The organism is Salipaludibacillus sp. HK11, from assembly GCF_047795645.1.
GTDB lineage: Bacteria > Bacillota > Bacilli > Bacillales > Salisediminibacteriaceae > Salipaludibacillus.
Genome location: NZ_CP181045.1, coordinates 405189 through 418806 on the forward strand (window position 1 = coordinate 405189; position 13618 = coordinate 418806).

The following is a 13618-nucleotide window of genomic DNA, read 5'->3' on the forward strand; positions in this document are numbered from 1 at the left end:
GTAAACAAAATGAGTATACCTTTTTGGAGAATAATTACAAATGATAAATTCGAGGCTATACAAAATAATAGAGGCTGCCTCAATGAGGGACACAACCCTTTATTGAGACAGCCAACCATGTTTAGCGGTTATTATTATTGTTGTTACGGTTATTGCGGTTATTTTTATTATTTAGGTTTTGGGCATCATTTTCTTCAGAAAACTCTGTATTTGTGTTTTCGACATCCAAATCATTGTTATTATTATTGTTGTTACGGTTGCGGTTGTTACGGTTATTTCTGTCTTGGTTGCTCATAATATTTCACCTCCACATGGTTTGTAAATTAAAAACATGAGGTTAGAAATGATCACACCACAAATCATTGCAGCGCTAATCTTCAACCTACATTAGCTATTATGGTTAAAAAAGAAAACAATATGTATTAATGAAAAAAATATTGAATTAGGGTAGTTTTGCGACGCTTTAAATGAAGTGAATTTTTATTTGCACATAATGGAGCAGATGTAATGAGATAGTACTTAATAACTACTATGTAGTAACAGGTGGATAAATAAAGAGAGTAAAGATATTTAAAATAGCATGAAGTGAAGTAAAAGCAAGAGGTTTATAGATTCTGCCCAACTGCGAAGATAGTGGAAAGCTTTAATAAGTCAAAATAAAAAAAGACCCTAATAAAAGGGCCTTTAAGTATATTACTTCTGTACGTTAGCTGCTTGTGGTCCGCGTTGTCCTTGCTCGATGTCGAAGTTTACTGTTTGTCCTTCTTCAAGTGATTTGAAACCTTCACCTTGAATAGCGGAGAAGTGAACAAAAACGTCGTCTTGTCCTTCAACTTCGATGAAACCGAAACCTTTTTCTGCGTTAAACCATTTTACTGTACCTTGTGTCATGAAAAATTCCTCCTGTGTGGGGTTTGCCCACTAAGTATTACTATTTGAGCTCTTCATTTAATCATTCCAGGAGAAACACTCGCTAAAGTCTTTCATCTTTCAGTCATATCCGAACGTCAATAAGCTTTCTATAGTATAACCCAATTGTTTCAAAAAAGATACCTATTTCTAAAAAAATTTTATATTGATTGATGATCTTGAGTTGAAATGAGATTTACCCCAATAAATTTAGATATTAAGAAGGGGACAGTAATATTATTATGAAGGATAATTTCATTAAAGTTGTATGCGTGGAAAGATCTATGGGACATCTCTAATCCAAGTCTGATTAATAAAGAAAAATTTATTGAGGAGTTAATAAATTTAATCTTTTAAAAGTACGAATTAGATTTTTTATAAAAAATATTCTTCTAAAGTCGTTCCTAATTAAGAACATCATTAAATATTTTTAGTAGAATTTTATTGACTTAATTTTAAAAAGGTGATAAATTCGATTTAATATATTCGTTATATAGAACGGTGGTAATTTTATTAATTGTTAGTTTGTGTCGGAGGAGGATAATAAATGAGTGCTATTGCTGGTCTTATCGATTTTAATAGAGAACCAATAAAAAGTGAAAACATTAGCAACTTGATGGGCTCCTTTGAAAAGTACCCTTCTGATGCTATTGATGTATGGAAGAAAGACAATGTTTTTCTAGGTTGTCACGCACAGTGGATTACTCCAGAATCGATTGGTGAAGTTGTCCCTTATTATGACTATGAAAGACAATTAGTAATTACTGCAGATGCGATTATTGATAATCGCGAAGAATTACTCAATAAGTTAAGAGTTGATAACGGGCAAAGGAAAATCATGCCTGATAGTCAGTTAATTTTACTAGCGTATGCTAAATGGCAAGAAGAAACACCCAAACACTTAATTGGCGATTTTGCGTTTATGATATGGGATGAGAGGAAACAAAAACTTTTTGGGGCAAGAGATTTCTCTGGAGCTCGGACGCTTTATTATCACTTTGATAACAACCGTTTTGCGTTTTCTACTACAATAGTTCCGCTTTTTACATTACCTGGGCTTATAAAAATATTAAATGAAGAGTGGATGGCTGAATATCTTGCAATACCAAATATGATTGAAGCCGTCGATATGTTTTCTACAGTCTATCAATCTATCATGCAAATACCGCCATCACACAGTATAACTGTCGTTGATAAAAAAGTGACATTTTCAAGGTATAGCACAATTCTAGTTAAAGAAAAATTAAAATTCAAAACTAATGAAGAGTGTGAAGAAGCATTCAGATATGTTTTTAATGAAGCAGTTATTGCAAGAACCCGAACTTACGGAAAAGTTGGATCACAATTAAGTGGGGGTTTGGATTCAGGGTCTGTCGTTAGCTTTGCTGCAAGGGCTCTAAAAAAACAGAACAAAAAACTACAAACTTATAGCTACATACCAGAAGATAGCTTTGTAGATTGGACACCAAATTACTATATACCTGATGAAAGACCATTTATAAAGGAAACTGTAAGTTATGTTGGAAATATTGACGATCAATATTTGAATTTTAAGGGGAAAGACCCATTTTCAGATTTAGATGAATTTCTTGAGATAATGGAAATGCCTTATAAATTTTTTGAAAATTCATTTTGGTTAAAGGGAATTTATGAAAAAGCTCAACAACAAGGAAATAAAATTTTATTAGGTGGAGCAAGGGGAAATCATTCTATTTCATTTGGTTCTTATCAGTTTAATATGGACTATTATTTGTCACTCTTAAAACGATTAAGATGGTTTCGTCTGAATCAGGAGTTAAATTTATATTGTAAAAATAAAGCTACTGGAAAATCAGTTATTCTTCCGCAAGTAGTAAAAAATGGATTTACTTCTTTGGAACAAATATTCTCTAAGAATAAATTCGATGAATCGCTTTCTTTAATAAATCCAAAATTGGCGAGAAAATTTAATGTAAATGAAAAAATTAAAAAATATGGTATAGATATTACAGGTTCATCTATTCAAAGCGAAAGTGAATTTAGAAGGACTCATTTTGAGAAACTATATACTTGGAACAAATCAGGTGTAGCAAATACAAAATTATCTTTGAAACACTCATTGTGGGACCGTGATCCGACTAATGATATTCGTGTAATTCAATTTTGTTTAGGAATACCTGAAGAACAATATGCAAATAAAGGTCTGGAACGCTCACTAATTAGAAGATCAACAATTAATTTTATCCCAGATCAAGTCAGGTTGAATCATCATAGCCGTGGGGTACAATCAGCTGACGTAATATTTCGAATGTTATCAATTTGGAATAGGTTTGTTGAAGAACTAAAACAGCTCACAGCAGATCCAAGGATTTCAGAAATACTCAACATAGAAATGATTAAAAACATATTACAAAAATTTTCTGATCAACCGTGTCCTGAAATTATTTTTGATGAAGATTTTAGAATGTTAACTCGTAGTTTAGTTATTTATCGATTTATTAAAAATCATATTTGAAGGGAGGTGAGATGATGAAAAGAGAATGGAAAAAGCCAATGTTAGAAATGCTTGAGATTGACATGACAATGGGAGGAAGAGGAGCAAAAATGCCGGATTGCTTTGATAATAGTGATAAAATGCCTCCAGGACAGGAACAATTTTGTCCACCTGGGGAAAGCTGAATAAATTTTAATAATACCCTTTTACAACGTAAAAGGGTATTATTAAAAATCGAATCCCTGAAGGAGGCTAATATATGTTAGAAGAAAACAATATGAAATATAAAGCTTTTGGCTTAAATCTATTAAGTAATATCTTGCTTCCAGAAATTAATCAAATTAATAATAAAAACGATAAGTTTGATATTGTGATTAAATTAGCAGATTTAAATGAAATATGGAAGGAAATTGATAAAACAAATGAATTTTTTTCTATAAATAGGAATACTATAATGTTCCATATTCCTGAGGTAGCTATATATTTAATTCAAGATGGTAAGAGGATTTTTGTTTCTCCAATAGACAAACTAAAAGTTAAAGACGACCATATTAGACTCTATCTTCTGGGCTCTTGTATGGGCGCAATCCTCATGCAACGAAAAATCCTCCCTTTACATGGAAGTGCCATAGCAATCGACGGGAAAGCTTACGCCATTGTTGGTGATTCTGGTGCTGGGAAATCTACCACTGCATCGGCTTTTTTAAAACGAGGTTACGAACTTATTAGTGATGATGTTATACCAGTTACCTTAACTTCAGATAATGTTCCGATGGTGATACCTGCTTATCCACAACAAAAGCTTTGGCAGGAAAGCATTGATCGATTTGGAATGGAATCTAGTCAACTTCATCCAATCGTAGATCGAGAGACTAAGTTTGCGATTCCTGTACAATCACAATTTACGAATGAAACTCTTCCACTTGCTGGAATCTTTGAATTAGTGAAAACAGAAGGAGAAGAAGTAGAACTTCAACCAATTATAAACCTTCAGAGATTTCATACATTGTTTTATCATACGTACCGTAATTTTTTTCTGAAACCAGCCGGTCTAATGGAATGGCATTTTAATACTTGTGCGGCTATGGTCAATAAGGTAGATATTTTCCAGATACAGCGTCCAGATTCACGTTTTACAGCAAATGAATTAGCCGATTTAATTCTTTCTACGATAAAAAAGGAGGTAAAAGTATGATTAAAAGTCAATATTATTCAACAATAGAAACCATTAGTCAAAAATCAGGAAACATTGTAAGTGATATGGATGGTGAAAAAGTCATGCTAAGTATTAATAATGGAAAGTATTATAACCTGGGTGATATTGGCGGAGAGATTTGGGAACTCATAGAGGAACCAATATCAATAGAAAATTTGGTGAGCGCGCTGATATCGAAATATGAAATAGAGAAACAGCAATGTGAGGAACATGTTTTATCATTTTTAGAAAAGCTTCATAAAGAAGACCTCATTAAGATAGAGAACTAGACCTAGCTAATTTCCAAATTCTCTGAAAGGATAATGGATGATGATTAAAAAAATCAAATCGTATTTAGGATTAGACAGAACAATGAAGCTTTTCTTAATAGAAGCATATTTTTATTTAGGCTGGGCCCGTATTCTTAAAAAAATGCCTTTTGTAAAAATAGCTCCTTCCTTAGGAGAACATATGATGGAAACGACTTATGATACAAATGATAACGATAAGAGAACTCTCTACAACGTATCTCAAGCAATTCATATGATGAGCAGATACACGTTTTGGGAAAGCCAGTGCCTCGTAAAAGCAATTGCAGCAATGAAAATGTTAGAGAAACGTGAAATTGAAAGTACATTATATTTAGGTGCTGGAAAAGATGACCACGGGGCTTTCACAGCACATGCCTGGTTACGGAGTGGTCCATACTATATTTCTGGCTCGGACGGCATGGAGAATTTTACTGTTGTAAGTAAATTTGCAAAGAAGAACTCTTTGAAGCACCTTGAAGGAGAAAACTATGGATAATCATTTCGTTCTTGATTTAGAATCCATCCCAAAGGAATTAAAACTAATACTGGAATTAATCAAGGAAGAAGACAACATGTCTAAACCAATTGATTATGCATTTTTTGAAGATATTAATTGGGAGCTATTTATTGATCTTTCTTTACACCACCGACTTTATCCAATCCTTTATACGAAAGTAAAGCAATTTCCTGATTTTATTCCATGTAATGTTATGGAAAATTTATTGCAACTTTATCAAAGAAACACATTTCAAATGCTTCATTTAACACGAGAAATGGAGATTGTAAGTAGGTTATTTAACGAGAAACAAATACGTGTTCTTTTCTTGAAAGGTCCGGTGTTGGCTTATGAATTATATGGTGACCTTTCACTCAGAACCTCGAGTGACTTAGATTTTCTTATACCGATAGAGGAACTCGACACAGCTGAAAAAATCCTGAGTGAACTAGGTTATGAAAAGTATGATTATATTCAATCCGTTCTTAGTGACTGGAGATGGAGACACCATCATGTAACGTATATCCATCCAGAAAAAGGATTAAAGTTGGAAATTCACTGGCGGTTGCACCCAGGACCAGGCAAAGAACCTACTTTCAATGATTTATGGTCAAGAAAAACCCTTACGTCGATAACTAGTTCACCTGTTTATTATCTAGGAAAAGAAGACTTATTTGTATTTCTCGTAACCCACGGAAGCCGACATGGTTGGTCACGGCTACGGTGGTTAGTTGATATAAACCAACTATTAAAGCAGAACCTTGATTGGGTAACTGTGTATAAATTCTTCAAAGAGAATAGGAGTGTATCTATTGGTGGACAGGCAATCATCCTTACATCAGTCTGTCTAAACTCACCTAGAAATGAAAAGCTAAAACGGATATTTCAGGGGAATCGATCTAGACGCTTAGCCCAGGATGCAATTTTTTATTTTGAAGATATCGTAAATCTTCATACAGACCCTGTACCAAGATATATATCAATCTATCATAAACGCCATTTATTTCAGTTAATGTCAATAAACCAAAGAATTATATTCATGTTGAGCTTTTTATATCCTTATCCTGAAGATGCAGAAACGTTACCATTACCGAAAAAGCTCCACTTTCTTTACTTCCCATTACGCCCATTTCTTTGGGGATGGAGGAAAGCGAGGAAACACGCACTACCTTAGGAGGAAAGAGATATGTTAGGCCCTGTTTTTTATTTCGTGAAACAAATACATGCCTACGCTGGTAAAGTTCTCTATTTTAATCTCATCGCAACGATTTTAATTAGTTTACTCGATGGGATTGGTATCCTGCTTTTAATACCAATGATCAGTATGACAGGTATTGTTAACATTGATGCCGGGGGAACTCCTATTGCTGGCATGTTTGAATTTTTACAAGGGATCCCTGCTACAATTGGTTTGCCAATGATATTATTAATATTTGTAATTATTAGTGTTGCACAAAATTTACTTCAAAGGAACATTACTATCCGCGAAGCAAAGATTCAACATGGATTTTTTCGTTATATACGTATAAAAACATATGATTCATTGCTTCATGCAAACTGGCGATTTTTCGTATTAAACAGAAAGACAGATATTATCAATATATTAACGGCTGAAATAGCTCGAGCTAGTGCTGGAACACACTCCGTGTTACAATTTTCAGCCTCTCTTATTTTCACTTTTGTTCATATAGGGATTGCGTTTTGGCTCGCCCCAGCTATAACGACATTCGTTTTATTAAGTGGTTCTATTCTTATTTTTTTTAATAGAACCTTTCTTAAACGGTCACTCGCTCTTGGTCGAAGAAATTTCGAATTAGGGAGATCGTATCTTGGTGGAATTACTGATCAAATAAATGGAATTAAAGATATAAAAAGCAATACATTGGAAGATTCTCGATTGGATTGGTATCGTTCGATAACGAAACGGATGGAACATGAGCAAGTAGAATATACAAAATTAAAAACGAAATCTCAGCTTTATTATAAGATTGCTTCATCAGTATTAATTGCAGGTTTTATCTTTATAGCAATAAATTTATTTCAGGGGCAGGCAACTCAACTTTTACTTATTATCGTTATATTTTCAAGGCTATGGCCACGGGTAGCTGGAATTCAAGCATCAATGGAACAAATCGCATCAATGCTTCCGGCATTTAAAGAGGTGATTGCCATGCAAGAAGAAAGTAAAGCTTCAGTCGAGTTTGAAGCTGTAGACAACCAGAATGTTAAACCGCTTAAAGTGGAGAGAAACATTGTGTATGATCATATCTTTTTTCGTTATAATAAATCGGACTATGCATTAAAAGATATCAATATTACGATCCCTGCTAATCAAATGACTGCTGTTGTAGGGAGGTCTGGAGCTGGGAAGAGTACGTTAATAGACTTAATTATGGGATTAAATAAACCTGAAAAAGGTGAATTACTAATTGATGGTACTCCTCTTTCAAAAGATAATCTTATTTCACTAAGACAGGCGATTAGTTACGTCCCACAAGAACCGTTTTTATTTAATGAGAGTATCCGTGAGAATTTGCAACTTGTAAAGCCGGATGCAACCGAAGAGGAAATGTGGGAAGCACTCGAATTTTCATCTGCAGTTGAATTTGTAAGTAAGATGACAGAAGGACTGGACACCCTCATTGGAGACCGTGGAATTAAATTATCTGGCGGAGAGCGTCAAAGAATCGTTTTGGCCCGTGCCTTTTTAAGAAGTCCATCTATTTTAGTGTTAGATGAAGCTACTAGTTCACTCGATACTGAAAATGAGGAGAAAATCCAGCAAGCGATTCAAAGATTAAAAGGAAAAATGACGATTATTGTTATCGCTCATCGGTTATCGACGATTCGAAACTCAGATCAAGTTATCGTTCTTGAAGAAGGAGAAATCATCCAAACAGGCGAATTTGGCACACTTGCGAAAGAAAAAACGAGTGTATTTAGCAATTTATTGCGAAATCAAATAAAATTAAGTCAATAGGTAGTGCAACGCACGAATAGAGCAAATGTAGATGGAACAGCATTAGAAGGCCTAGATAGAAGATTATCTAAGCCTTTTTTCGGTCGTTAGTTTCATTTTATTTTTCAGCGAAAGATGAGCGTCCGAGGTAACATTTACTTAGAAGTCGATAAATTCTCTTAACATTGCACCTAATGTGGGAGTGCTTTCAGAAGACTCGTCCTCGCGTGTAACCTCATCATTCTCATCAGCTGTAAATGGTAACCCTCGTTCAATCCTCTTTACTTTTTCGTATGAATATTTCATTTGCTCTCTTTTTACATCATCAATTATTTTGTTATATTTCATATGAAACTCATAGTCATTTGGACTAGAATATCTCGATATTTCTTCATGATTCGTAGAATAATATTCCGTAATTTGATTTGTTTTACTATTATCAATAGCTTCTTTGGTAGAACAAGTAGCTAATAATGTTAGTGCCAAAACTAATAATAATGATATCTTCATTGAATTCTCCCTCACGAAATATATAAATATTAAATGATAGTTTAAATGAATATTCAGAGAGTGAAATGCTCTCTCTAATTTAATTTCTTCTTTATCATGCTCATCTTAACACAAGTAAGTATTTTATTAGAAGCAAAGTGCAACATGTGCTCAGGAGAAGTTCAATTTCATGAAGCAATTTGCTTTGTTCCATTCATTTAACTCTTGTCAAATGTTCCTTAGTAAGTTAAAATCAATAGTGCATTACATTAGTAATGTACTATGTTGGTTAAGGGGGTGAGGTACTTGCTTCAATCGGATGGTACAAAGCCGATTTACGTTCAAATTGCTGAGTGGTTAGAGACGGAAATATTAAATGGACATCTAACAAAGGACGATAAAGTCTATTCGCAATATCAATTAGCTGAAATGTTTACCATCAATCCAGCCACGGCAGCAAAAGGACTTACTCTTTTATTAGATGATGAAATAGTATATAAAAAAAGAGGGTTAGGAATGTTTGTCGCTGAAGGGGCTCAGAAAAAGATTCTATCGAAGCGGAAATCCCAAACGCTCGTCCGTATGATAGATAACCTAGTGAGAGAAGCGAAGTTTCTTGACGTGCCTCATGATGAGTTAGTTCGGATGATCAAAGCGGCAGAAAGTCAAAGAGAGGATGGAGATAAATGACTGTGATTAGTTGCGACAATTTAACGAAAACATTCGGAGGCAAGAGAGCAGTTGAAAATGTGTCATTACATATAGAAGAGAATACGATCACCGGTGTGATTGGAAGAAATGCAGCAGGAAAAACAACCTTATTACAAATGATAGCAGGATTAAAAAGACCGAAATCAGGAACGTTGACTGTATTTGGTGAACAACCGTTTAATAACCTGTTTGTATCATATAACAGCATTTTTATTGATGACAACATGTGCTTTCCTTCTGTGATGAATTTAGCAGAAATTATTCAGACTGCTGAATCATTTTATCCAAATTGGGATCAAGAGATTGCAAGAAGGTTATTGAGTTATTTCAGCTTTGATTTAACGAATCGTCACGGTGATTTATCAAAGGGAAAAATAAGTACGTTTCACGCGGTTATTGGCTTAGCTTCTAGGTGTCCATTAACGATTTTTGACGAACCAACAACAGGAATGGATGAATCTGCGAGACGTGATTTTTACAAAGCATTGCTGAAAGATTACTTGGAAGTTCCGAGGACGATATTAATTTCCAGTCACCATTTATCTGAAATTGAAGATTTATTGGAGAATTTACTACTGATTGATCAAGGAAAAGTCCATCTCCATCAATCAATTGATGAGATGAAGCAATATGCTTTGAGAGTGACAGGCGATGTTTCTGTTATCGACGAACTTGTGAAAGAAAAAAGTGTGTTACACGAGGAAAGTTCAATTCCAAACCATCGGACGATTATCATTCGTAATGATTCAACGGAACAAGAACAAGCAGAGTGGATAACAAGAGGATTAGATGTCACGTTTGCAACACCAGGAGAGGTATGCGTGTACGTAACAAAACAAGAGAATGGAGGGATTGACGATGTCTACCGCCGTACCTAAACTGACTTCTATCCTTATGAAACAAGTTACATTCAAGATTCGCTCTTATTCCGGAATGATATGGACGCTGATGGTTATGCAACTGTTGGGTTCACTTATGGCAGGTCCTAGTGGTGGAGGGGGATCGATAGGGTCTATTAGCTACAGCTTCACTTCGTACAATGCAAATAGTATTATTGTACTCACAATGCTGTGGATATTAGTATCGTCGATCATTATGACAACGAAGGCGTATCAACGAGATGATTATACTTTCGTCACGACAAGAAAGACGAGTCACTTTTCCAACGGGTTGATCTTATTGCTTGCAAGTTTTTTTGGGGCATTAACGGCAATGTTATCTAGCCATGTGATCCGTGTCATATACCTTATCCGTGCGGAAGAAGGACTTATTACCATTGCTTCTTATAGCGTGATGGATTGGCTGGTAGGATTTTCAGTGACACTTTTGTACTTGATATTATTAGGAGCGGTTGGATATACTATCGGAATGCTTTTTCAAATTCATGTCTATTTTCGCGTAGCGTTAGTAATATTAGTGTTTTCTTTCTTCTTCTTAGGAGGAATAATAAACGTTGGATTAATAGAGTCGTTGGTGCAATTTTACATTATGGAACCTTCTTTCTTGTTGTTTACTAGTAAAATTATCATCACTACAGGGATGTTATTTATTCTTACAATCTTAATTACCGATAGATTGGAGGTAAGATCATGAATGCATTTGGAATCGTAAGTTTTCTCATTTTCCTCACTTTTGCTTTTATCGCTGCTTCGATCATACGAAAAGTTGTTCTTTTGCCAGAAAAAAAGCTTAACATTAAGATAACCCATCGGCTATTCCTTAGTTATATTGGGTTATTATTACTAGCGATTCCAGCTTCTATCGGTTTATCTGTGCAAAAAGACACAGTAGAAACAATCGAAGTTAAGGATGTTGACAATGAGATATACAATCAAGAAATAAAGGATCTTATTAAAGCTAGTAATGAAGAAAACATTCTAAACAATTATTATTCACAAAAAGAGGTATTTGATCTGTCAGGGGAGATGTTAACTTGGAGATCTTTTGTTGATCACCACAACACGTTTTTCAACATTTATGTAGAAGAAACGGAGGATTTAACTTCAGAAGTGGAAGTAATTTATCTTTATCCTAGAGTTGTGATCGGTGGGATAGATTTGACCACCTATCAACGAGACATTTCTTTGTCATTCGCAGATGACCAACTTGAAATACAATCCGATTTAGGACAAGGGCAGGGCTATTCCAGTGTGGAGCAGGACGTTATAATAACAAATTTTACTCGCGAATTTGTGATCTCGCAATTTGGAGATAATGATGCATCAAACCAGATGTGGTCATTTCCTGAACACAGTATTGAAAGTCCCCATACTCTATGGATTCGAGTACCTGATGGAATAGACGTGGAAAATGGAGAATCTAGCATTCCGTTTGATTATCAACTTGAAATCTTGGAAAATAATTAGATAAAGAGAAATTATAGTCTCTACATCAACGATGATTGTGGAGTAACCACAAAAGCGAAAACGCTCAGAACAAGTGTCTGAGCGTTTTTGCATTTTGTTAAAGTAAGCTTTTTGCTACATTTTCTGTTTCTTCTAGCGTGTCACCAATTTGTTTGTTTTGTGTATTCAGATTTTCAATCGCAGCACTAACTTCTTCTAGGCTAGCAGATGCTTCCTCGATAATCGCAGCTAACTCACTTGTAGAGGATTCGACTTCAGTAGAATGTCCTTTTACTGATTCGGCTTGCGCTTCAAAACTTGAAAAACGGTCATGTATATTTTTTAAATAATTGGTTAGTTTTTTGAATGATTGATTGACTTGATCTGTTTTACCTAGGTTATCCTCGACCATCGTATTGCTTTGATTCATTTTTTCAACAGCAGATTTATTCGTGTTGTTGACATCGCGTAAGTTGCTCGTAATCTTTTCGGCAGCTTGGTTTGAGCTCTCAGCAAGTTTCCTAATTTCATCAGCCACAACGGCAAATCCTTTTCCAGCCTCACCAGCTCTAGCAGCTTCGATGGATGCATTTAACGCAAGTAAGTTCGTTTGTTCACTAACGTTAATAATGTCTTGTGAAAAAGAGTTTGTTTCCGAGATTTTTTCTGATAGTGATTTGAAAGCTGTATTTAAATCATTGATATGCTGTTGGAATTCTTTCATATTAATTGTAAGGTTTTCCGATAACTCACTTCCTGCGGTGGAAATGGATGAAACTTCTTCAAAGTTGTTCTTGAGTACTTTGGAATTGTCCAACATATCAGTCATTTGATTGAGTGTATCATGAGATCTCTCCGAAATACCGACGATTTTTTCACTTTGCACAGTACTACCTGTGGCAACTTCTGAAATAGCAGTCGATATTTCTGATTGAGACGAGATATTTTCCTGTACACGTTTCGTCACTTCAGTAATTTGTTCGGAAATACTACTGACATTGCTTTCTAAATCTTTTCGCTGTTTTTCTTTTTGAATAGCATCATTTTCACTTTCAATAAGCATTTTTTCGATCTGTTTTACTTGTTTCGTGTTCAAATGAATGAGCACAATACAAAGTAGACCAAAGAGAAAATAGACGACAGCAGTGGAAGCGAAGTTTTGCTGTAAAATTTCGACATCAATTACCGAATGATAGGTATTCATATAAAGGCCAAAAGCACCTAAAAAGAATCCAATCCCAAAAACTTTTTTGTTAAAGTGGACGGTTGAAATCAACATTAGGAAAAATAGAATTAGCGTAGTAGGTAAACCACCCCCGAATAAAAAAATCGATGTGATAGTAAATAAATACATAGTTAAAATTAGCAGATATGGAAATAAACTATGTTTTTTGAGTATAATTTGAACTATGTAAAATAAGAGTCCTAAAAATACAATTTCGGTTCCGTAAAACATACTTTTTCCTAATTCACCTTGAGTCAAACTTAGTACTAATCCCAACAATAATGAGATTGGAAAAACGATCAAAATCAACTTATTTTTATTTCTTATATCTTCAAATTTTAATTGTTCAATGGCGTTCATTATTTTCCCCCTAGTTTTTGATGATAATGAGTAACGGTGTAATGTATAAAATTCAATTCTATAGAGGGAGTATATTAAATTTTAGATTAAAAGTAAATAGGTCAAATAGTTATAAAGTATTGGTTATATCGATTAAATATATCTT

General features: G+C 34.5%; 15 protein-coding genes. 11 read left to right on the forward strand and 4 right to left on the reverse strand.

All coding sequences use genetic code 11. The annotated features are described in order from the left end of the window. Positions 1-121: 121 nt before the first annotated feature. Together ACM26V_RS02275 and ACM26V_RS02280 are read right to left on the reverse strand one after the other, a co-directional pair. Positions 122-295: a hypothetical protein gene (locus tag ACM26V_RS02275; RefSeq protein ID WP_416149846.1), complete on the reverse strand. Its 174-nt coding sequence runs from the start codon at positions 293-295 to the stop codon at positions 122-124. Between the two features lie 398 nt (positions 296-693). After that, the gene (locus tag ACM26V_RS02280; RefSeq protein WP_280768055.1) at positions 694-891 is read right to left on the reverse strand and encodes a cold-shock protein; all 198 of its coding nucleotides are present in this window, start codon (positions 889-891) and stop codon (positions 694-696) included. A 565-nt stretch (positions 892-1456) separates the two neighbouring features. Here ACM26V_RS02280 and ACM26V_RS02285 point away from each other — a divergent pair. The 7 genes from ACM26V_RS02285 (at position 1457) to ACM26V_RS02315 (ending at position 8364) form a co-directional block, all read left to right on the forward strand. Then, a complete protein-coding gene (locus ACM26V_RS02285; protein ID WP_416149847.1) occupies positions 1457-3403 on the forward strand; it encodes an asparagine synthase-related protein in 1947 nt (648 codons plus the stop codon). 11 nt (positions 3404-3414) lie between these two features. Next, positions 3415-3567, forward strand: a complete 153-nt coding sequence (locus ACM26V_RS02290; protein WP_416149848.1) for a paeninodin family lasso peptide — start codon at positions 3415-3417, stop codon at positions 3565-3567. A gap of 74 nt (positions 3568-3641) precedes the next feature. Then, positions 3642-4577, forward strand: coding sequence for an HPr kinase/phosphorylase (locus ACM26V_RS02295; RefSeq protein WP_416149849.1), 936 nt, complete (start codon positions 3642-3644; stop codon positions 4575-4577). After that, positions 4574-4867 (forward strand): lasso peptide biosynthesis PqqD family chaperone, encoded by a 294-nt coding sequence (locus tag ACM26V_RS02300; RefSeq protein ID WP_416149850.1) that lies wholly within the window; start codon positions 4574-4576, stop codon positions 4865-4867. The genes ACM26V_RS02295 and ACM26V_RS02300 overlap by 4 nt, the downstream gene beginning before the upstream one ends. A gap of 37 nt (positions 4868-4904) precedes the next feature. Continuing rightward, positions 4905-5384, forward strand: a complete 480-nt coding sequence (locus tag ACM26V_RS02305; protein ID WP_416149851.1) for a lasso peptide biosynthesis B2 protein — start codon at positions 4905-4907, stop codon at positions 5382-5384. Beyond that, positions 5377-6558 carry a nucleotidyltransferase family protein gene (locus ACM26V_RS02310; RefSeq protein WP_416149852.1) on the forward strand — a complete coding sequence of 394 codons (1182 nt, stop codon included), beginning with the start codon at positions 5377-5379 and terminating at the stop codon, positions 6556-6558. Before ACM26V_RS02305 ends, ACM26V_RS02310 begins: the two co-directional genes overlap by 8 nt. Before the next feature lie 12 nt (positions 6559-6570). Next, positions 6571-8364, forward strand: a complete 1794-nt coding sequence (locus tag ACM26V_RS02315; RefSeq protein WP_416149853.1) for an ABC transporter ATP-binding protein — start codon at positions 6571-6573, stop codon at positions 8362-8364. 138 nt (positions 8365-8502) lie between these two features. On the opposite strand, the gene ACM26V_RS02320 is transcribed toward ACM26V_RS02315, so the two are convergent. Beyond that, the gene (locus tag ACM26V_RS02320; RefSeq protein ID WP_416149854.1) at positions 8503-8853 is read right to left on the reverse strand and encodes a hypothetical protein; all 351 of its coding nucleotides are present in this window, start codon (positions 8851-8853) and stop codon (positions 8503-8505) included. Between the two features lie 261 nt (positions 8854-9114). On the opposite strand from ACM26V_RS02320, the gene ACM26V_RS02325 reads away from it, so the two are divergent. From ACM26V_RS02325 to ACM26V_RS02340, 4 genes are read left to right on the forward strand one after another with little or no spacing between them, the layout of a single operon-like run. Then, on the forward strand, positions 9115-9522 hold the full coding sequence (locus ACM26V_RS02325) for a GntR family transcriptional regulator (protein WP_416149855.1): 408 nt from the start codon (positions 9115-9117) through the stop codon (positions 9520-9522). Continuing rightward, the gene (locus tag ACM26V_RS02330) at positions 9519-10421 is read left to right on the forward strand and encodes an ATP-binding cassette domain-containing protein (protein WP_416149856.1); all 903 of its coding nucleotides are present in this window, start codon (positions 9519-9521) and stop codon (positions 10419-10421) included. Before ACM26V_RS02325 ends, ACM26V_RS02330 begins: the two co-directional genes overlap by 4 nt. Continuing rightward, complete coding sequence (locus ACM26V_RS02335) at positions 10402-11136, forward strand: hypothetical protein (RefSeq protein ID WP_416149857.1); 735 nt, start codon at positions 10402-10404, stop codon at positions 11134-11136. The genes ACM26V_RS02330 and ACM26V_RS02335 overlap by 20 nt, the downstream gene beginning before the upstream one ends. Further along, positions 11133-11909, forward strand: coding sequence for a hypothetical protein (locus ACM26V_RS02340; protein WP_416149858.1), 777 nt, complete (start codon positions 11133-11135; stop codon positions 11907-11909). Before ACM26V_RS02335 ends, ACM26V_RS02340 begins: the two co-directional genes overlap by 4 nt. Positions 11910-12006: 97 nt before the next feature. Here ACM26V_RS02340 and ACM26V_RS02345 read toward each other — a convergent pair whose 3' ends face one another. Beyond that, positions 12007-13473, reverse strand: a complete 1467-nt coding sequence (locus tag ACM26V_RS02345; RefSeq protein WP_416149859.1) for a methyl-accepting chemotaxis protein — start codon at positions 13471-13473, stop codon at positions 12007-12009. Between the last annotated feature and the right edge of the window lie 145 nt (positions 13474-13618).

Bases quoted from the DNA above. Each gene is read 5' to 3' on its own strand.
- ACM26V_RS02295 (WP_416149849.1), top strand. From the start codon at position 3,642: ATGTTAGAAGAAAACAATATGAAATATAAAGCTTTTGGCTTAAATCTA.
- ACM26V_RS02330 (WP_416149856.1), top strand. From the start codon at position 9,519: ATGACTGTGATTAGTTGCGACAATTTAACGAAAACATTCGGAGGCAAG.
- ACM26V_RS02315 (WP_416149853.1), top strand. From the start codon at position 6,571: ATGTTAGGCCCTGTTTTTTATTTCGTGAAACAAATACATGCCTACGCT.
- ACM26V_RS02300 (WP_416149850.1), top strand. From the start codon at position 4,574: ATGATTAAAAGTCAATATTATTCAACAATAGAAACCATTAGTCAAAAA.
- ACM26V_RS02275 (WP_416149846.1), bottom strand. From the start codon at position 295: ATGAGCAACCAAGACAGAAATAACCGTAACAACCGCAACCGTAACAAC.
- ACM26V_RS02345 (WP_416149859.1), bottom strand. From the start codon at position 13,473: ATGAACGCCATTGAACAATTAAAATTTGAAGATATAAGAAATAAAAAT.
- ACM26V_RS02325 (WP_416149855.1), top strand. From the start codon at position 9,115: ATGTTGGTTAAGGGGGTGAGGTACTTGCTTCAATCGGATGGTACAAAG.
- ACM26V_RS02290 (WP_416149848.1), top strand. From the start codon at position 3,415: ATGATGAAAAGAGAATGGAAAAAGCCAATGTTAGAAATGCTTGAGATT.
- ACM26V_RS02305 (WP_416149851.1), top strand. From the start codon at position 4,905: ATGATGATTAAAAAAATCAAATCGTATTTAGGATTAGACAGAACAATG.
- ACM26V_RS02310 (WP_416149852.1), top strand. From the start codon at position 5,377: ATGGATAATCATTTCGTTCTTGATTTAGAATCCATCCCAAAGGAATTA.
- ACM26V_RS02280 (WP_280768055.1), bottom strand. From the start codon at position 891: ATGACACAAGGTACAGTAAAATGGTTTAACGCAGAAAAAGGTTTCGGT.
- ACM26V_RS02320 (WP_416149854.1), bottom strand. From the start codon at position 8,853: ATGAAGATATCATTATTATTAGTTTTGGCACTAACATTATTAGCTACT.
- ACM26V_RS02335 (WP_416149857.1), top strand. From the start codon at position 10,402: ATGTCTACCGCCGTACCTAAACTGACTTCTATCCTTATGAAACAAGTT.
- ACM26V_RS02340 (WP_416149858.1), top strand. From the start codon at position 11,133: ATGAATGCATTTGGAATCGTAAGTTTTCTCATTTTCCTCACTTTTGCT.
- ACM26V_RS02285 (WP_416149847.1), top strand. From the start codon at position 1,457: ATGAGTGCTATTGCTGGTCTTATCGATTTTAATAGAGAACCAATAAAA.